This window comes from Sorangium sp. So ce887 (assembly GCF_051521455.1).
In the GTDB taxonomy this organism is placed as follows: Bacteria; Myxococcota_A; Polyangia; order Polyangiales; family Polyangiaceae; genus Sorangium.
On record NZ_CP150354.1, the window covers coordinates 4,871,158 to 4,890,474 of the forward strand.

Consider the following 19,317-nt stretch of genomic DNA (forward strand, 5'->3'; position numbering starts at 1 on the left):
TCACCATTCACAATGACGTCTTATCGACGGTCCCTGCGGCCGACGCAGGGGATCCGTGCGACCGAGGAGCCTATGAAACGCAGAACGTTCGCGATGTCGATTCTCTTGCCCGTCGTGCTGGCCGCCTGCGGCGGGGACAGCGACCCGGAGCCCGGTCCAGGTCCAGGTCCCGGCCCGGACGTGCCCCCGGAGATGGTGCCGTTCTTCGACGCGATGAGGCGCGCGGCCACCTTCATGAGCGAGAAGGTCGCGTACAAGGGCGGTTACGTGTGGAGCTACCTCCCCGATCTCTCCCAGAGCTGGGGCGAGATGGAGGCGAAGCGCACCATGCTGTGGGTGCAGCCGCCCGGCACGCCGTCGATGGGTCACCTCTACCTGGACGCCTACCACGCGACCGGCGACGAGCTCTATTACAAGGCCGCCGAGCAGGTCACCCTCGCCCTGATCGAGGCCCAGCACGAGGCTGGCGGCTGGAACTACATCCACGACTTCGAGGGCGAGGAGTCGCTCAAGGACTGGTACGAGACCATCGGCAAGAACGGCTGGCGGCTCGAGGAGTTCCAGCACTACTACGGCAACGCGACGTTCGACGACGCCGGCACCGCCGTGGCCTCGCAGCTCCTCCTGCGCATGTACCTCGAGAAGAAGGACGAGCGGTTCCGCGATCCTCTCTACAAGGCGATCAGCTTCGTCACCACGAGCCAGTACCCGGAGGGCGGCTGGCCGCAGCGCTTCCCGCTGATGGGCAAGGACGACAAGCCCGACTACACGAGCCTCATCACCTTCAACGACGACGTGGCCGGAGAGAACATCAAGTTCCTCATCATGTGCCACCTCTCGCTGGGCGAATCGCAGCTGCTCGAGAACGTCGAGCTCGCCATGAACAGCTTCGTCGCCCTGCAGCAGCCCGCGCCGCAGGCCGCGTGGGGCTTGCAGTTCACGCGCGACGGCATGCCGGTCGGCGCGCGCACGTACGAGCCCACGGCGCTGACCACGCACACGACGACCAACAACATCCAGCAGCTCCTCAATTTCTACAACCTGACCGGGAACGAGAAATTCATCGCCCGCGTGCCCGAGGCGCTGGACTGGCTGGACAAGGTCAAGCTGCCGCCGGAGGCCGCGGCGATCTTCCCCGACTTCACGCATCCCACGTACATCGAGATCGGGACCGACGTTCCGCTCTACGTCCACCGGCGCGGCTCGAACGTCGTCAACGGCGAGTATTACTTCGACAAGAACCCCGAGAAGCCCATCGGCCACTACGGGCAGGCGCGCAAGCTCGACGTGGCGGCCATGCGCACCCGCTACGAGGAGCTGAAGGCCATGTCGCCCGACGAGCTGACGGCGGGCTCGCCCCTCACGATCACGGGGCCGGTGGAGCTCCCGCGGTACTTCTCGCTGCGCGAGGTGAAGCTCGACGACCTCTACGCCGGCCGCGCCATGACGACCCCGGCGGTGACCGAGGAGGAGGCACAGAAGCTCGTCACCGAGCTCAATGCAGAGGGCTACTGGCCGACCACGATCAAGATGCTCACGAACCCCTATATCGGCGCTGGCAGCGCCGAGCCTTACCTCGAGGACACCTACGCCAAGACGCACGTCGGCGACCGGAACGACACCTCGCCCTACGATCCGGTCAAGGCGCCGGCGACGTACGAGGCCGAGGTGTCGCCGACGGGCATCTCGGTGGAGAGCTTCATCAAGAACATGGGCGTCCTCATCTCCTACGTCTCGCCGGTGCAGTGAGCATCAAGGACCAGGGATGGACCTGGAGATGCGGCATCGGCCCTAGCCATGGAGACATCGGAATGCGTTCTTTCATCTTTGCCGCGCTCGGCGCCGGCTTCCTGCTCGCATCGACAGCCTCTTGCGGCGAGGTCGGCGACCCCGGCGGCCAGCCCGATGGATCCTCCGGCGGCACCGGGGGCGCGGGCGCCGGCGCGGCAGGCGCAGGCGCAGGCCACACGGCCACCAGCGCAGGACAGGGCGGCTCGACCGCCACCACCGGAGGCCCGGGCGGGCCGGGCGGCTCGACGGCCGTCTCCTCCGGCACCGGCCCGTCCGCGGGCGCGGGCGGCATGGAGCAGCCGCCCTCGGAGGACGACCTCTACGTCGCCCCCGACGGGGCGGACGACAACCCCGGAACCATCGACTCGCCCACCACGCTCTACAAGGCGGTCACCGTGGTGCAGCCAGGCCAGACCATCTACCTGCGCGGGGGCGAGTACCTCTACGTCCCGACGGTGGAGATCGCCCACGGGAACGACGGGACCCCGGAGCAGACGAAGCGGCTGTACGCCTATCCGGGCGAGAAGCCCGTGCTCGAGTTCAAGGACCAGTACTACAAGAAGGGCGACCCGGCCAGCCCGCGCGGGGTCGAGCTACACGGCAGCTACTGGCACATCAAGGGGATCGAGATCGCCAACGCGGGCGACAACGGCATCTTCATCTCGGGGCACCACAACGTCATCGAGCGCTGCGTCTTTCACAACAACCGGGACTCGGGCCTCCAGCTCGGCGGCCGGCTGGGCGAGCTGGATACCCCGGTCGAGGAGTGGCCCTCCTACAACAAGATCATCCACTGCGACTCCTACAACAACTTCGACCCTCCCGACGGCGGCGACGCGGACGGCTTCGCGCCGAAGCTGAACGTCGGCGAGGGGAACGCGTTCCACGGCTGCCGCGCCTGGAACAACTCGGACGACGGCTGGGACATGTTCAACCGCAACGGCAAGCCGCTGAAGCCGGTGCTCCTGGACCAGTGCTGGGCCTTCGACAACGGCTACGAGGAAGGCGGGTACATGAGCACGCCGCCGCCGGTCCCGTACATGGGCAACGGGAACGGCTTCAAGATGGGCGGGAGCAACGGCCTCGCGTCCGAGCACGTGATCACGCGCTCGGTCGCGTTCGGCAACAAGGTTCGCGGCTTCGACGAGAACAACAACGTCGGCAACATCACGGTGAAGAACTGCACGGGGTGGCTGAACGGATCCATGAACTTCGCGTTCGGTGAGGGCGGGCACCACACGTTCATCAACAACATCTCGCACGCGAGGAAATCCGGCGACGAGCCGGTCGGCACGACAATCTCGAACGCGTTCGAGGGCGCCACCGACGCCGACTTCCTCAGCTTCGATCGCGCGCTGGCCAAGGCCCCCCGCAACCCCGACGGCAGCCTGCCCGCGACCGACTTCCTGCGGCTCGCCCCGGCGAGCCAGCTCGTCGACGCGGGCTCGACCGAGGGCCCCGCGTTCCCGTATTCCGGCGCCGCGCCCGACCTCGGCGCCTTCGAGGTCGAGTGAGGCTCCGCGCAGGCGCGCGTGAGGGTGGATCGCGTCACGTTCAGCACAGGAGTCAGGAGACCGCCATGGGGTATGAGACGTCGAATCGGTTCAAGCCGTGGATTGCAGCCCTCGTCGCGTTGAACGGGGCGCTCGGCTGCGCGGCTGCAGGGGACGGCGACGAGGCCTCCGGGGGGAGCGGCGCGACGTCGGCCGGGCCCGGGGCGAGCGGGCCGTCGTCGACGTCGAGCAGCGCTGGGCCGAGCGGCACCGGGGGTGGCGCGAGCGGCGCGGGAGGCGGGGGCGCCGGAGGGAGCGGCGGCGGGCAGGGCTCGGGCGGCGAGGGCACCGGCGCCGGCGCGGGCTCCGGCGGCGGCACCGCCTCCGGCTGCCCGGCCAGCGCGCTGATCGGCTGGGGGGGTGAGAGCGGCCACGGCGTGGCGACCACGACGGGCGGCCTCGGCGGGATGACCGTCACGGCGACCACGACCGAGCAGCTCGTCGAGTACGCCGAGAGCCCCGACCCGCTGGTCATCCAGATCTCCGGCGACATCGACATCAGCGGCGTGGACATCGACGTGGCGTCGAACAAGACGCTGATCGGGATGGGCCCCGGCGCGACCCTCCGGGGCCGCCTCCAGGTCCGGGGGAAATCGATCGACGCGCCGATCCAGAACGTCATCCTCCGGAACCTCAAGCTCGACGCCAGCTCGACCGAAGATGACGGGATCCAGATCCACTTCGCCCATCACGTCTGGGTCGATCACGTGGAGATCTGGGACGGGCTCGACGGCAATCTCGACGTCGTCCACGGCTCGGACCTGGTGACCGTCTCGTGGTGCAAGTTCCACTACACGAGCAACGCGCCGGATCCCGCGCACCGCTTCTCGAACCTGGTCGGCCACAGCGACAACAACAGCGGCGAGGATACGGGTCGGCTCCGCGTCTCGTTTCATCACAACTGGTGGGCCGACGGCGTGATCGAGCGCATGCCGCGCGTCCGCTTCGGCGAGGTCCACGTCTTCAACAACTACTACTCGGCGGCCGGAAACAACTACGCCATCGGGGGCGGTCTTCAGGCCAGGCTCCGGGTCGAGAGCAATTACTTCGACGGGGTGAAGGACCCGCACGTCTTCTACGACGGCGAGCCGACCGCCCAGATCGTGGCGAGCGGGAATGCCTACATCGGGAGGTCGGACACCACCCGGAAGGACACAGGGCAGGGGAGCGCGTTCACCCCGCCTTACACGGTCACGCTGGATACGGCCGACGCCTCGCTGAAGGACGTCGTGACACGGTGCACTGGCCCGAGATAGCGGCGCCTGCGCCCCGCACACCCCATCGACGACGGAGCCTCACGCGCCCTGGCACCCCGTGTGCTTTGGAGGCCTGGGACCACGCGCAATCCCGGTGACTCGTTGCTGGCGGCACGACCCCGGCACGCGGTGGTGCAAGGAGCCGACGACATATGAGAGTGCTTACAGTTGCCATGGCGATGCTGAGCGTGGCTGCGGTCGGGCTCGGGTGCGGCAGCAGCCCGAGCGATGGGGGAGAAGAAGGTGAAGGGACGAGCTCCGGCGGCACCTCTGGCGAGGGGGGCTCGCTCGATATCGGCGGCGCGGCCGGCCCCGGATCGAGCGGCGCGGGCAGCGGCAGCCCCACGGGCGGAGATGGAACGTGCGCCACCCAGACGGCGGCGGCTTCCCTTCAGCCGGTGTATCTGGCCTTCGCGTTCGATGTGTCGGGGAGCATGGGCAAGGGTGACAAGGACTGGCACGACAAGTCGCTCAAGTGGGATCCCGTGGTCGCGGCGACCAAGCAATTCTTCGCGGATGCCGGGGCCGAAGGGCTCACGGCGTCACTCACGTTCTTCCCCGCCCAGGATGACAAGTGCGAGACCGGGATCTACACGACGCCGGACGTGCCGCTCACGCCGCTCCCCTCTCCGGCGTTCGGCGCGGCGCTCGACCAGATCGAGCCGATGACCTCGAGCGACTGGCGCGGCGGCACGCCGACCGCGTGGGTGATGCGGGGCACGAGCGCGTTCATCGGGGCGCAGCGACAGCAAAACCCCGGGAAATACGCGATCGTGCTCGTGACGGACGGCTACCCGCAGGGCTGCGACGAGGCCTCCGACACGATCGACGCCGTCGTGGCCGACGCTCAGGCGGCGCTCGCGGCCAATATCCTCACCTACGTCATCGGGGTCGAGAACCCGCCGATCCCGGGCGCGCCGGATACCCTCGACGACCTGCACAAGATCGCCGCCGCCGGCGGCACGGAGAGCGCCGTTCTCATCGACACCGGCGATCCCTCGCAGACCACGGCCGCGTTCAAGGCGGCCGTCGAACGGATCCGCAGCGCCGCGGTCTCGTGCACGATGGCGATCCCGCTTTCCCCCGACGGGAGCAGCTTCGACAAGGAGAAGGTCCGTGTGGTCTACACGGACGGCTCGAATGCGACCACGGAGCTCGTGTACGATCAGAGCTGCGCGACCGAGGACGCCTGGCGCTACGACGAGCCCGCGAGCCCGACGCAGATCGTGCTCTGCGTCGACACGTGCACGACGGTCCAGGCGGACGTGGCGGCGGAGCTGAGCGTCGACTTCACGTGCGAGAGCGTGATCGAGGTTCCCCTGTAACCGGAGGCCGCCGCGCTCGCGCGCACCGCTCAGCCCGCCGCCGGCCCGACCCGTGTCAACCGGGAGTTGACACTGTGGACACGCGCAGTTGCACCTCCACCGACCGCGCACCTCGGCAGGGTGGCCGAGCACCGATCGCTCGCGCCGCGCGCCCGCCGCGCTGCTCGGCGCCCTCTGCCGCCGGACGCGCGCGCGTAGGTTACCGTCCAGCAACGCTGCCGAGATGTTGTAGAACAGGGCAATCATGGCAACTGCTCAGGAGCGCGAGCGGCGGACCCTTGATCGATACACGCTCCACGGCGTGATCGCCTCCGGGGGAATGGCGTCCGTCCACTTCGGGCGGCTCGTCGGTGCCCATGGCTTTGCCCGTACCGTCGCGATCAAGCGCTTGCACCCGCAGTTCGCCAGGGACCCCGAGTTCTCCTCGATGCTCCTCGACGAGGCGCGGCTCGCGGTGCGCATCCGCCACCCGAACGTCGTCGCCACGCTCGACAGCGTGCAGGCCGACGGCGAGCTCTTCGTGGTCATGGAGTACATCGCGGGCGAGGCGCTCTCGAGCCTGCTGCGCGAGGCCGGCAGGCGAGGGGTCCAGGTGCCGCAGCCGGTCGGATCGGCCATCCTCGCCGGCGCGCTCGCGGGCCTGCACGCGGCGCACGAGGCGACCGACGAGGACGGCGCCGCGCTCCAGATCGTCCACCGCGACGTGTCGCCGCAGAACATCCTGGTCGGCGAGGACGGGACCTCGCGCGTGCTCGATTTCGGCATCGCGCGCGCGGCGGTGCGGAGCCAGGTGAGCCGCGCCGGGCAGCTCAAGGGCAAGCTCTGCTACATGGCGCCCGAGCAGCTGCGCGGAGCACCCCTGACCCGCCGCGCCGACATCTACGCCGCCTCGGTGGTCCTGTGGGAGGTGCTCACCGGGCGGCGGCTGTTCACGGGAGAGTGCGACGCGGAGATCTTCGGGCGGGTCCTCGAGGGGGTCGTCCAGCCGCCGAGCGTGTACGGCGACGTGCCGAAGGCGCTCGACGAGGTGGTGCTCCGGGGCCTCGACAGGGATCCCGAGCGGCGTTACGCGACCGCGCTGGAGATGGCGGCTGCCCTGGAGGAGGCGCTGCCGCCGGCGAGCCCGCGCGCGGTCGGGGCGTGGGTCGAGGCGACGGCGGGGACGCTCCTCGAGGCGCGGGCGAGGAGCCTCGGCGCCATCGAGACGTCGCAGCGGAGCGCGGCCCCGGTGCCGCCGCCGTCGAACCCCGCCGCCGTGGAGCATGAGCCGCTGCGGGAGGTCGACACGCGCCCGGCGCTGCCGTCCAGCAACCGCGCGCGCGCGCGGCGGGTCTCGGTGACGGTTGCGACGATGACGAGGACGGTCGAGGACATGGCGCGGCCCGTGGCGTCCGCGCTCGCGACGCCGATCGTCGCGGCGGCGCCGGCGCGGCGGGCGAGCGCGCAGCTCGTCCGCGCCTCCACGCTGGCGATCGGGGCCGCCGCGCTCGCGCTCTCGCTGGCCGTCGGCAGGGGCTGCGGCGCGCCTCCGGAGCTCGCGCCGGCCGAGCACGCCAGCGTCAGCGAGTCCTCGCCGCCCGCCGTCGCCTCGGCGCCGGGGAGGCCCGCCGCGGGCGCGGCCGTTCAGGAAGGCTCCACGGCCGTTCAGGAAGGCTCCACGGCCGTCCAGGAAGGCTCCACGGCCGTCCAGGAAGGCTCCACGGCCGTCCAGGAGGCGCCCGCCGCGAGCGCGTCCGCGCGGGTGCCTGCGGCCTCCTTGAACGCCGCCGCGGCGCCGAAGTCGGTCGCGCGCGGGGCTGCGCCGGAGCGCGCTGCGGGCGTGCGCGCCGCGCCCGCAGCGCGCAGCGCGCGGCCACGCTCGCGCTGCGTGCCCCCCTACTACCTGGACGGCAAGGGCATCCGTCGGATCAAGCGTGAGTGCTTGTGAACGACGGAAGCGTGTAGCTTACGCGACGATGAAACGGGGCCTCCTCGTCGCCTTCGCCGCGGCGGTCACGCTGCTCACGAGCGCGCGCGCGCGCGCTCAGGGCGTGGGCGAGACGTGCGCTGCGTCGTACGAGCAAGCGCAGCAGCTCTTGCGCGACCGCGCGCTGCTGCGCGCCCGGTCCGAGCTCCGCGTCTGCGTGAGCTCGTGCCCGGCGATGCTCGCCCGCGACTGCCAGAGCTGGAGCGAGGGGGTCGAGCGCGACATGCCCAGCGTCGCGCTGTCGGCCACGTCCGCCGAGGGCCGCGCGCCGAGCCGCGTGCGCGTGCTCCTCGACGGCGCGCCGCTCGTCGAGGCGCTCCCGAAGGATCCCATCGAGGTCGATCCCGGGCGCCACACGCTGACCTTCGAGGACGCGGCCGGGACGCGCGTCGCCACCGTGGTCACGGTGTCGCCGGGCGACAAGGCGCTGCCGATCGCGGTGCGCTTCCCCGCGGCGGCGCCGCCGCGCCCCGCGGCTGGCACCGCCGCCGCGCCGGTGCGGCAGCGCTGGCCGCTCGTGCTCGCCGGCGCCGGCGCGGTGGGGCTCGGCGTGGGCGCGTTCCTCGGCGTCAAGGGGCACCTCGACCGGAGCGAGCTCCGCAGCAGGTGCGCGCCCGGGTGCACGGCGGAGGAGGTCGAGGCGATCGATCTCGCGTGGAAGGCCGGCGGGATCTCCGCGGGCGTAGGCCTCCTCGCGGCCTCCGTGGGCGCGATGCTGTACTTCCAGCTCGACCCGGTCGTCCCCGCCGCGCCGGTCGCGGGCTTCTCCTTCTCGCCCGAGGGCCCCGGGCTCTCGCTCCGCGGCTCGTTCTGACGCCGCGCCGCGCGCCCTGAGCGCCGCGCCGTGTGCGCGCGCCGCCCGGCCTGTCAGCCCTTGCTGCGGATGCCGTAGCGCTCCATCAGCCGGTGGACGAGCTGCCGGGAGACGCCCATCGACGCGGCGGCCCGCGCGACGTTGCCGCCGTTGTCCCGGAGCTTCATGGCGATGAAGGTCCGCTCGAGCTGCTCGACGACCATGTCGCGCGCCTCGCGGAGCGGCAGCGCGGCGAACTGGCCGACGCCCGTGTCGGTGGGCCGCGGCGCCACCTTCACGATCGCCTCCTCGGCGAGGTGCGGGAAGAGCACGAGGCGCGCGACCGTGTTGCGGAGCTCGCGCACGTTGCCCGGCCAGTGGTGCCCGCGGAGGAGCTCCAGCGCGTTGGGGGGAAGGTCGGCGAGCGAGCGCGGGGGCACCTGCGCCGCGAGGAAGCGCTCGACGAGCAGCGGGATGTCCTCCTTGCGCTCGCGCAGCGGGGGCACGACGGACTCGACGACAGCGAGCCGGTAGTAGAGGTCCTCACGGAACGTGCCCGACGCGATGCGGCCCTGGAGGTCGCGGTGCGTGGCGGCGATGACGCGGGCGTCGAAGGACGTGTACGCGGCGGCGCCGATGCGGCGCACCTGGCGGGCCTCGAGGGCGCGCAGGAGCTTCGGCTGGAGATCGAGCGGGAGCTCGCCGATCTCGTCGAGGAAGAGCGTGCCGCCGCTCGCCTCCTCGATCAGGCCGGCGCGCGCGGTCTGGGCGCCCGTGAAGGCGCCCTTCATGTAGCCGAACAGCTCGGCCTCGATGAGGTTGGGGGCGACCGCGCTGCAGTCGAACACGACGAACGGGCCGCCGCCGCGCGGGCTCGCCTCGTGGATCGCGCGGGCGAGGACCTCCTTGCCGGTGCCGGACTCGCCGAGGAGGAGGAGGGTCTCCGACGTGGCCGCGGCGCGCTCCAGGCGGGCGAAGAGCGCGCGCATGGGGACGCTGCTGCCGAGGGCCTCGCCGAAGCTGGCCGAGGTGGAGAGCGGGACGACGACCGGGGCGCCGCCGACGCGCACGGTGAGGGGGACGCCGCCCAGCGAGGCGACGGCGCTCGGGGTGAGGAAGCCCTCGATGATCAGCACGTCGTTGATGAACGTGCCGTTCTTGCTGCCGAGGTCGGTGAGGACGACGCCGCGCGGCGTGAACCGGAGCTGGCCATGGCGGCGCGACACCCGGGAGTCGGGGATGACGACATCGCACTCGCCGCTCGTGCCGAGGACGAGCGGCGCGACGCCGAGGGTCGCCTCGATCGGGGGGCTCTTCTGTGGGGTGACGAGGACGCGCAGGTCCGGGAGCTCGACCGCGTCGCTGCGGAGGGTCGTGATCGTCCGGGTGAGGTCGTGCATTGAACGGGCGGGGAGGGAGAGGGGCAGCATCTCCGAATTCAGCGCGGATTTCCAGCGCGCGGTGCGTCCCGGGCGCTGGACGGCTCCGCTGCCGGGCTATCCTCACGGGGATGCCCGAGTTCACGCCGTCGGAGGCCAAGACCCTGTCCCAGTGCGTCGCCCGCTTCACGGACGCGTTCCGCCGCGACGTCGCCGACGTGATCCGGCAGGAGTTCCGCGGCTACGAGCCGCCGGAGGTGACGGAGCTCATCGGGCAGCTGAGCCTCCTCGGCCGGCAGCTCGAGCTGCGCCAGCCGCAGGTGCAGATCCACGACACGCAGGGCCCGCTGCTCAAGCGCATCCTGATAAGCCTCCGGCGCGACAGCGCCACGGCGATCGAGGAGCCGCTGCAGAAGGCCGTGAACGCCGACACGATCCGGCACCTCAGGCGCGAGGTCCACGGGCTGGAGCAGCTGATGGCCGCGCCGTGGTTCGCGGCCACGCGCGCGCTCCAGGTGCCGCAGCTGACGGACTACATGTCGATCCGGCACGCCGAGGCCGTGCTGCCGGAGGCGCCGCCGCTGCGGCCGCGCGAGTACGACGAGAAGTTCCACATCCTCGAGGCGCCCGGGCTCTTCCTGCCGGATCTGTCGCACTACCGGGCGCGCTGCGCGCTGCGCGGCGCCGCGATCGCCGTGGCGTTCATCGACATCGACGACTTCAAGGCGTTCAACGTGCAGCACACCGAGACCGCGGTCGATCTGCACGTGCTCCCGCCCTTGATGGAGAGCATCGAGGCGCAGGTCTTCGCGCACGGGCACGCGTACCGGTTCGGCGGCGACGAGTACATGATCACGCTGCCGAACGCGACGCGCGCGTGGGCGGTGGAGTTCCTGCGCGCGCTGCAGGAGCGGCTCGCCCGCCGTCGCTACCGCCGCATCGAGCGGTCGCTGACGGTCTCGGCCGGGCTGTGCGTCGCCGACGTCGACTGCTTCCTGACGGATCGCGAGATCCAGGGGCGCGCCAACCTGGCCAAGAACCACGCGAAGGTCGTCGAGAAGGGGCGCATCGCGACGTACGACGGGGAGCGGTTCCGCCCCGAGGACCTGGTGCTCGTGTGAGGCCGGACGGCGCTTCCGGGGAGGGCGAGGCGCGCGCCGACGGGGACGCGGTGGATGCGCCGCCGGAGGCGCCGGGCGGGCTGGTCCTGCCCGAGCCGCTGTGGAGCGCGGTGCGCGCGGCGTACGGCGAGACAGGGCGCGCGTACCACGACCTCGACCACGTGCGCGAGGTGCTCCGCCGGGTGGACGAGGTCGGCCGCGACGTCGGCTGGGGGAGGCCGCGCGAGGTGTTCCTGGCCGCGCTCTTCCACGACGCCGTGTACGCGCCCGGCCGCCGCGACAACGAGGCGCGCAGCGCCGAGCTGGCGCGCGACGCGGTGGCGCGGTGGTTGCCGGGCGAGGGGCTCGACGAGGGCCTCATCGCGCGGCTCATTCTGCTCACCGCGCGCCACGGATCGCTCGGGCCGGCCGACGTCGGCGAGGACGAGGCGCTGTTCCTCGACTGCGACATGGCGATCCTGGGCAGCGACGCGGCGGCGTTCGACGCGTACGACCGGGCGATCGCCGCGGAGTACAGCGCCGTTCCGCCCGAGCTCTACGCCGCGGGCCGGCGGAGCTTCTTCGAGAGGCTGCTCGCGGCGGAGCACATCTTCCTCTCGCCGTATTTCCGGGAGCGCCTCGAGGCGCGCGCCCGCGACAACCTGCGCCGGAAGCTCGGCGCGGGCGCGTAGCGGGGCGGAGCGGGCTCGGCGCTCACCAGCTCTTGATGTCGCTCTTGCTCACGCGGCACGTGTCGGTGTTCCACTGGCTCGCGCCGCCGTGGAGCTTCTCCGACTCGCCCATGTGATCGGTGACGGCCCGGTACTCCTGGCAGATCTTCGGCTTGTCGTCCTCCTCGTCGTATCCCCCCTTGACGTAGAGGTTCGTGATCGTGACCGTGTCTCTGTAGTTCTGGTTCGCGCCCGCGATCGTCGTCTTCACGCCGTCCACCCGGACGTTGTCGATGATCAGGTTGCGCGGGCCGCCGTTGGCGGTGCAATCGCCGCAGGAGCGCCAGAGCTTCCCGAAATCGGCGATGTACGAGTTCGTGACGATGGTCGTGGAGCCGCCCTTGGCGTTGTGCTGGAAGATCTTGTCGGCGGAGTGCAGGGCGATCGAGCTGTTGATGCGCATCGTCGCGCCGTCGACGCTGTTGGTCGCCGCGTCCTCGCAGACGTCCTCCCAGTAGACGTGATCGAGCGTGCAGTCGCCCTTGCAGACGATGCCGTTGCCGCCGGGGAGGCCGCCCGCGATGATGAGGTTCTTGACGGTGACGCCGTCCTCGACCTCGAACACCGTCTTCTGGCCCTCTCCGTCGTCGCAGTCGGCGGTGTTGTTCACGCCGATCTTCTGGTTGTTGAAGTCGTGGACGTTCTGGCCGCCGTTGGCGGCGTTCTTCAGCACCGTCGTCGAGGTCCTGATCTCGCCGTCGCCGTTCGTGGGCGTCGGGATCTCCGTCGGGATCTCGTTGCCGAGCGGCTCCTCGCCGCCCGCGCCGCCCGTGCCGCTGCTCGTGCTGCTCGTGCTGCTCGCGGCCGTGCTGCTCGTGGTGCCGCCGCCGGTGCCGCTCGCGGCGCTCGTGCTCGTGGTCGTGGTCGTGGTCGTGCTGCTCGAGCTGCCGCCGCCGGCGCCGGTCGCGGCGCTCGTGCTTCCGCTGGTCGCGACGGTGCTGCTGCTCGAGCTGCTGCCCCCCTCGCCGCCGTCGTCCGGCGTCCCCGCGTCGTCCGAACAGCCGAGCTGGGAAGCTCCGGCGGCGCCGATCACGAGCAGCAAAGTGAAAGCTGACTTCATTCCGAATCTCATCTCGCTACCTCTCGTTCTGGATTCACGATGGACGACCCGCGGCCCGGAAGCGCCTGCACGACGCCTGCCGGCGCCGTCGATTCCTCGACGCAACCCCGTCGAGGGGGCAACCACGAACCCACGCTTCACGTCGTTCAGCTGGCCTCTGCGTCGAGGTGAATGCAAGCGGCGATCCAGGACGCGCGGCGGCACGTCGGGCCGCCGCGCGGACGTGTGCTGCGGTCGACGTGTCAACGCGAGGTCGACACCGGTTGACGATCGCGGTTGACGCGCAGGGGCTCCGCGCACGGGCCGATCGCGCTCGCGCCGCACGGGAACAGCGCGCCGTGACGCGCCGGCAGGAGACGCGCATCGGCCGGCTTTGTGCACGAGAGCTCCGCGCCATGAACAAGGATCAAACCATGAATCGGAGAGACCCCAACTACCCCTGTACCGCAGCGGAGGAAGGGACGTCGTGTATCGGGAACGAGACGGGCAGCGCCCGGGGCTGTGTCTGCTGGGATCTCGGGGCCGGCTCTCCGTGGGAGTGCGGCTCGGTTAACAAGTGGTTTGCCAAGTAGTCACGGGCAGGCGCGGATGACTCCTTGAATGAGCGCGGAGCTCCGGGGGAGGGCGCCCCCAGGGCGACGGCGATTTCCCCCATCGGATCCGCGCGCCGGCCGAGGACGGCGCCCGGCCGGCGCGCGTACGGCAGCTCAGAAGATCGGGTCGTCCTTGCAGCCGAAGATCACCTTGACGGAGCCGGCGCCGCTGCTCGCCACCTGCTCGCACGCGGAGCCATACAGCTTGATCGTCATCATGTCGGGCCCCGTATAGTTCCAGCCGTCCGCGCCCGTGGTGTCCTGCGCGACCGCTTGTTCCCCCACGAACACGCCGACGTGGTCCGGGTTCGGCGGCGGCGCGCTCAGCGGGAACAGGCAGGTCGAGACCTCTCCGGTGATCGTCATCAGCGACGTCACGAGCTGGTCCTTCGTGGCCGCGAGGTAGAACTTGGGCGCGAGCGGATCCGGGTCCTGGCGCGGCTCGAGCCCCGCGACGGCGAGGCCGTTGAGGGCCTCGATCTTGCTCGCGCTTGCTGCGATCCCGACCACGAACGTGTGGAAGCCGGCGGCGGCCGCGTTCGTTATCGCCTGCACGGCGAACTCGTCCGAGTCGCTCTTGGGGCACGACGGGTCTCCGTCCGTCGCGAGCAGGATGTACTTGGGGTCGTCGCTCTGGATCGACCGCAAGTACTCGACCGCCGTGTTGATGGCATCCCCTGTCGGCGTGCCGTCGCCTTCGGCGGTTGTGCTGGAGATCGCCTGGTTCACCGTGGACGCGTTGTTCATCGCGATCGGGATCAGGATGTCGCTCGGGAAGCTCTCCGCGCTGCAGCTGCCCGCCCTGTCTCCCTGGGGAAACACCTTCAGGCCCCAGGAGGCGGACGGGTTGGTCGCCGTGATGACCTCCTGCAAGGCGGGCACGACGATGTCCCATTTCGACGGTGTCCCCTCGTCTCCGTTCGGATCGTCCAGCATCGACGCCGAGCGGTCGAGGACCAGCAGGAGGCTGGCCGGTTTGCGCTCGACGTTGAAGTTCTGCCGCCCGCAGTCCACGTTTTCGCCGGTACCGCCGTCGGGGCTGCTGAAGTCTCCGGGCACGCCGCCCGGGTCCTCCGTCCCGTCGCCGTACCCGGGACCGCTGCCGGCGCCCGGCCCGCCGGCGCCCGGCTCGCCGCTGCTGCCGCCGCCTTCGTTGCTCGACGCACAGCCTGATAGCGCTGCCAACATGACGACGGAACAGATCAATGATGCTTTCAGCATGCTGCCTCCTGTAAGCGGAATCCTGGTGATGTCATCGCGAGCACCGCGCCGGCGCCTGCTCTCCACGAGCAGCGGCCTCGCCCAGCGGGCCTCGGCGACAGGGCGGGCGACGCCCGCTACTCGATCTCGTCGGCGAGACGCTCGAGCCATCCTTCGATGTCCTCGGCCGGGACCTCCAGCGACCGCGAGGTCGGCTCTGCCGTCGGGTAGCCCCCCACCTCGTCCTGGCTGTTCACGAACATGCCGCCCCCGGACAGGACGTCTGCGGCGATGCGCAGATCGACCTCGTCGCGATCTCTGGGCCTCGCGCCCGCGTTCGCGAGCACCGAGTCCAGGACCGACGCAGCGGGGAGCGCCACGAGGCCCTCGGGCCACACGGGCTTCTCGGGGAGGATGACGATCGCCGGGGAGGCGATGGGCACCGCTGCGCCGAGGGCATCCACGGCGAGGTTGTCCTCGAGGTAGGCGGATCCCAGCGAGTTGGTGTCCACGAGCGGGAGTCCAGGCTTCGTGTTGACGCCGTGCCGCATGTAGTTGCCGACGATGCTGACCCTGGGGGGCTCCGGCGTGACGCCCGAGCTCTCCCACTCCCGGAGGACGGGGCCGAGCCGCATGGCCCACTTGCCGGGGTTGTAGACGACGTTGTTCACGATCGCCCCGGTTGCGAACCCCTTGTACCAGGGGTTTCGCTCGTTGTTGTGGGCGTAGAGATTGCCGACGACGGTGACGTCGGTGCAGTGGTCGTGCACCAGGGTGCCCATGGAGTGGGAGCCCTTCTCGTGGACGGATTCGAGGAGCCCCTCGGCGATGATGTTGTTGCTGAGGGTGACGCGGCGCGATGTGCCGGTGGGGCCGTCGAAGCGAGGGCCCGAGACCGACAGGTTCTCGTCAACGCCCCACGCCACCGAGCAGTGGTCAATCACGATGTTGTACGCCGAGGCGCCGTCCGTCGTGACGTCGGGCTCGAACCCCGACGCCGGCGCAGCCCCGGCGTCGCCCATCCGGAAGCGGAGGTGCTGGATCCGCACGTCGTGCGTGCTGATCCTCATCCCGCCGCGGATCAGCGTGATGCCCGGCGAGGGCGCCGTCTGGCCGGCGATCGTGACGAACGGCTCGGTGATGTTGAGGCGGGCCTTGTTCAGATCGATGATCCCGCCGACCTCGAACACGACAGTGCGCGGCCCCGGCGTCTCGATCGCCTCGCGCAGCGAGCCCGGGCCGTCCGCGTCGAGGGTCGTCACCTTGAGGACCGTGCCCACCTCCCCGACGGGCCCCGAGCCGCCGGAGCCGCCGGAGCCGCCGGAGCCTGTGGTGGCCGAGCCGCCGGAGCCGCCGGAGCCTGTGGTGGCCGAGCCGCCGGAGCCGCCGGAGCCCGTGGTGGCCGAGCCGCCAGCGCCCCCCGAGCCACCGGCGCCGCCCGAGCCACCGGCGCCGCCAGCGCCCCCTCCTCCCGCGGAGCCTGTGGTGGCCGAACCGCTCGTGCCGCTCGCCGAGCCTGTGGTGGCCGAGCTGCCGGCGCCGCTCGTCGAGCCGGTGGTCGCCGTTCCGTCATCGGGGTCGGTCGAGCATGCCGCGAGGAGCATGAGCATCGCGAGGGCGGCCGCGTCGGACGCCCTGCGAGCGCGGAGGAATCGAATGTGCACTGGTATCTCCGTTGTTGAGGCGGGTCCTGCTCCGAGAGGTCCGCCTGTGAAGGGAAGCGTCAAAGGTCGATCTTGCCCACGCCCGCGCCGGCCATCACGAGCGCCGGGACATCCACGCTGCTGTCCAGCGTGTAGTCGTAGTAGGTGCTCGGCTCGACGACTGGGCCGGCCACCTCGATCTCGTGGTTGCATTCGATGAGGGTGTTGTCGCGGGCGAGCATGCGGCCAGGGTTGTTGTCCTCGAAGATCACCCGGCCGGGGTTGTTGACGCTGAAGAAGTAGTTGCCCTCGGCGACCACCCCGGCGTTCCAGGTGGAGGCGATTCCATAGCTGTTGTCGTTGTAATAGTTGTTGTAGACGTGCACGGGGTCGCCGAAGCGGACCCGCGGGTTGCGCTGATCCGAGCGATCGAAGAAATTGTGGTGGTAGGTGACCCGGAGCCGCCCGATGTCCTGAGAGGCGCCGAGCTCGTCGTGCCCGAGCAGGCAGGTCTTCGTGTGGTCGTAGAAGTGGTTCCAGGACACGGTGACGAGGTCCGAGCCTCGCTTGATATCGAGCGCCCCGTCGCCCCCGTTCGAGAGATCGCAGTGATCGATCCAGATGTGGTGGGAGAACATCTGGATGTTGATGAGATCGTCCGACGCCTCGGTGATCTTGATGTTGCGGATGATGATGTTGTGGACCGCGTCCGGCGGGGTCGAGGTGATCGCGTCGTCCACGGGCAAACCGATCTTGAGGCCGCCGCCGGTGAGCGTCGCGTCCGCGCCGAGGCCGAGGATCGTCTTGTGCGACGTCACGTCGTGCATGCCGTCGGTGGTGCCGGTCGGCAGCGTGATCGTCCCGGCGACCTGGATGACGTACGGCCCCGGGCGCGCGATGTAATCGAGGAACTCCTCGGTCGTGGTGACCGTGACGACCGGACCGCCCGCGCCGCCGGTGGTGGTCCTGACCCCGTACCCCTCGACGGCAGCGAACCCGTCCGGCCCGTCCCCGAGCACCGGAGGCGCGCCGCCGGCCCCGCCCTGGCCGCCCGAGGTCGCGCCGCCGCCCTGGCCGCCCGCACCTGCGCCAGCGGCGCCGCCGTGAGCACCCGCTCCCACTGAGCTGCCGTGGCTGCCCGAGCCCGGAGCGCCGCCTCCGGCGCCGCCCTGTCCGGCCGTCTCATCGCTCGGCCCCGGCGAGCTCGCTGCGCCCGAGCAGCCGGCCAGGACCGTGCAACCGAGGAAGACGAACGAGAGAACAGCGGCTTTCATGCAACAACTCCTTTCGAATCGAACCACTCCGCTCGCGCGCTCAGGCGCCGAGCTCGCGCAGTCGACAACAGCGCACCGCAGATGACCGTCGCTGCGCGATGCACGCGCGCCCCGGCGTGGCGCCCTGTGCATCGCGTGGTCCGGGCAACGCGTGAGGTGCCGGCCGACGAACCGGGCCGGCGCCGCGCCTCATCCGCGAGCCGCGAGACAAGCAACTACGATGCCGCCCTCTCGAAGCCGCCTGCCGGCGGTCACTCTCCCCTGCAGGAAGCCGCGTTGCGCTCGTGTCGTGAAGACCCTTGTCGCAGCGCGCCGTGGCGACGCCGAGTCAACCACCGGTTGACGTGCTTGACGAATCCGACGCACCACGTGTCAACAGCACGTTGACCGGCGGGAGCTCCAGTGGCGCCTCGTGGACAGTCCGTGACGCCTTCGCCACCGCGCCACCGCGCCACCGCGCCAGCGAGCGCCGGTCGCAGCCACTTCCACGGAATATTACAGAAAATCGAGCAGTCGGGCCGGCATGGCGGCGAGGACGGTCCCGTCGGGTTCGCGTCGCTGAACGGCGGAACGACCGGCGGCGAAGGTGGAATGGTGGTGACGGTCTCGGACGCGGAGTCGCTCACGGCGGCCATGGTGGGCTCCGGCGACGCCGGTCTGCGAGACGCGCGGCGCGGCGTTCGACCCTGCCGCGATGTACTCCTACACCGCGGACCCGGCGGAGAACGTTCCGGCGCTGGTCATGTGTCCGGCGCTCACCCCTTCCAGCCGGGCGGCGGCTTGGCGAAGCCGGTCTCGGCGGGGAAGGGGCTGGCGGTCTCGCGCTGGTGGAGCCCGTCCACGTCGATCCCGAGCGCCCGCAGCCCCTCGCGCTGCTCGTAGCGGATCACCAGCACGGCGGCGGGCTTCGGGGTCGCCCGGTCGAACTGCGTCGACGTGATGCGCGACTCACGCCGCTCGCCGAAGGTCGTGCCGAGCCCCTTCGGCGCCGCGGGCGCCGGCACGAATCCCGGGGCCGGGGCCGGCGGAACAGCGGGCGCCGGCGGGCCGAACCCCCCCGGAAGCGGCGCCGGCGCGCGCACCGCGGCCGGCGGCGGCGGCCCGCCGAACGCCGGCGGCGGGGCCGCGCGGGAGACCGTCCCCAAATCGAACGGCGGAGGCGGCGGCGTGAAGGGGGGTGGAGGAGGCGGGGGCGGGGGCGCCAGCTCCTCGAACACCGCCAGGCCGATGACACCCACGTTGCGGGGCTTGCCGATCTTCGTGGCGTACGACTGCTCGATGCTCCCGAACCGGAACGTCGCGACGTCGGTGTCGCTGATGCGGAACCCGGTGAACTCGAACGAGTCGTGCGGCCTGATCACGATGCCTCGCAGGTCGAACGAGGCGTCCTTGCCGCTCTGCACGTCGAGCCCGTCGACCGAGGGCAACACCTCCACGCGCCCGCCCGTCAGGTTCCGCACGCGCAGCGCATAGCGCTGGCCCGAGCGCCCCTCGACGTACGTCGTGTCGCGGTGACCGTACTCCCGCGCCGGCGTGAGCGCGCCGTTCTCCTCGACGAGCAGCTCCACGTCGACGATCCCCTTCAAATCCCGCATCGCGATGCCCCTCTCTTCCTATCGCCGCGCTCCCCGGCGCGGCGCCATGCGTCCGGGA

General features: G+C 70.9%; 14 protein-coding genes. 8 read left to right on the forward strand and 6 right to left on the reverse strand.

The window, feature by feature from the left end; all coding sequences use genetic code 11:
• The first annotated feature begins 72 nt into the window (after positions 1-72).
• The 6 genes from WMF36_RS18070 to WMF36_RS18095 all read left to right on the forward strand — a co-directional run bounded on the left by WMF36_RS18070 (position 73) and on the right by WMF36_RS18095 (position 8,705).
• Positions 73-1,749, forward strand: coding sequence for a pectate lyase (locus WMF36_RS18070; RefSeq protein ID WP_437580850.1), 1,677 nt, complete (start codon positions 73-75; stop codon positions 1,747-1,749).
• 62 nt (positions 1,750-1,811) lie between these two features.
• Positions 1,812-3,305: a right-handed parallel beta-helix repeat-containing protein gene (locus tag WMF36_RS18075; protein ID WP_437580851.1), complete on the forward strand. Its 1,494-nt coding sequence runs from the start codon at positions 1,812-1,814 to the stop codon at positions 3,303-3,305.
• 65 nt (positions 3,306-3,370) lie between these two features.
• On the forward strand, positions 3,371-4,600 hold the full coding sequence (locus WMF36_RS18080; RefSeq protein WP_437580852.1) for a pectate lyase family protein: 1,230 nt from the start codon (positions 3,371-3,373) through the stop codon (positions 4,598-4,600).
• Between the two features lie 152 nt (positions 4,601-4,752).
• Positions 4,753-5,925, forward strand: coding sequence for a vWA domain-containing protein (locus WMF36_RS18085; protein WP_437580853.1), 1,173 nt, complete (start codon positions 4,753-4,755; stop codon positions 5,923-5,925).
• Between the two features lie 244 nt (positions 5,926-6,169).
• Positions 6,170-7,852, forward strand: a complete 1,683-nt coding sequence (locus WMF36_RS18090; protein ID WP_437580854.1) for a serine/threonine-protein kinase — start codon at positions 6,170-6,172, stop codon at positions 7,850-7,852.
• A 28-nt stretch (positions 7,853-7,880) separates the two neighbouring features.
• Positions 7,881-8,705: a hypothetical protein gene (locus tag WMF36_RS18095; RefSeq protein ID WP_437580855.1), complete on the forward strand. Its 825-nt coding sequence runs from the start codon at positions 7,881-7,883 to the stop codon at positions 8,703-8,705.
• Positions 8,706-8,758: 53 nt separating this feature from the next.
• On the opposite strand, the gene WMF36_RS18100 is transcribed toward WMF36_RS18095, so the two are convergent.
• Positions 8,759-10,114, reverse strand: coding sequence for a sigma 54-interacting transcriptional regulator (locus tag WMF36_RS18100; RefSeq protein ID WP_437580856.1), 1,356 nt, complete (start codon positions 10,112-10,114; stop codon positions 8,759-8,761).
• An 80-nt stretch (positions 10,115-10,194) separates the two neighbouring features.
• On the opposite strand from WMF36_RS18100, the gene WMF36_RS18105 reads away from it, so the two are divergent.
• Together WMF36_RS18105 and WMF36_RS18110 are read left to right on the forward strand one after the other, a co-directional pair.
• On the forward strand, positions 10,195-11,184 hold the full coding sequence (locus tag WMF36_RS18105; protein WP_437580857.1) for a diguanylate cyclase: 990 nt from the start codon (positions 10,195-10,197) through the stop codon (positions 11,182-11,184).
• Positions 11,181-11,855 (forward strand): HD domain-containing protein, encoded by a 675-nt coding sequence (locus tag WMF36_RS18110; protein ID WP_437580858.1) that lies wholly within the window; start codon positions 11,181-11,183, stop codon positions 11,853-11,855. The genes WMF36_RS18105 and WMF36_RS18110 overlap by 4 nt, the downstream gene beginning before the upstream one ends.
• A 22-nt stretch (positions 11,856-11,877) precedes the next feature.
• On the opposite strand, the gene WMF36_RS18115 is transcribed toward WMF36_RS18110, so the two are convergent.
• From WMF36_RS18115 to WMF36_RS18135, 5 genes are all read right to left on the reverse strand, one after another.
• Positions 11,878-12,954, reverse strand: a complete 1,077-nt coding sequence (locus WMF36_RS18115; RefSeq protein ID WP_437580859.1) for a pectate lyase — start codon at positions 12,952-12,954, stop codon at positions 11,878-11,880.
• 707 nt (positions 12,955-13,661) lie between these two features.
• Complete coding sequence (locus WMF36_RS18120; protein WP_437580860.1) at positions 13,662-14,735, reverse strand: vWA domain-containing protein; 1,074 nt, start codon at positions 14,733-14,735, stop codon at positions 13,662-13,664.
• Between the two features lie 149 nt (positions 14,736-14,884).
• Positions 14,885-16,411 (reverse strand): pectate lyase family protein, encoded by a 1,527-nt coding sequence (locus WMF36_RS18125; RefSeq protein ID WP_437580861.1) that lies wholly within the window; start codon positions 16,409-16,411, stop codon positions 14,885-14,887.
• Positions 16,412-16,470: 59 nt separating this feature from the next.
• Positions 16,471-17,664, reverse strand: coding sequence for a pectate lyase family protein (locus WMF36_RS18130; RefSeq protein WP_437580862.1), 1,194 nt, complete (start codon positions 17,662-17,664; stop codon positions 16,471-16,473).
• Between the two features lie 755 nt (positions 17,665-18,419).
• Positions 18,420-19,259 (reverse strand): hypothetical protein, encoded by an 840-nt coding sequence (locus WMF36_RS18135; RefSeq protein ID WP_437580863.1) that lies wholly within the window; start codon positions 19,257-19,259, stop codon positions 18,420-18,422.
• Positions 19,260-19,317: the final 58 nt, after the last annotated feature.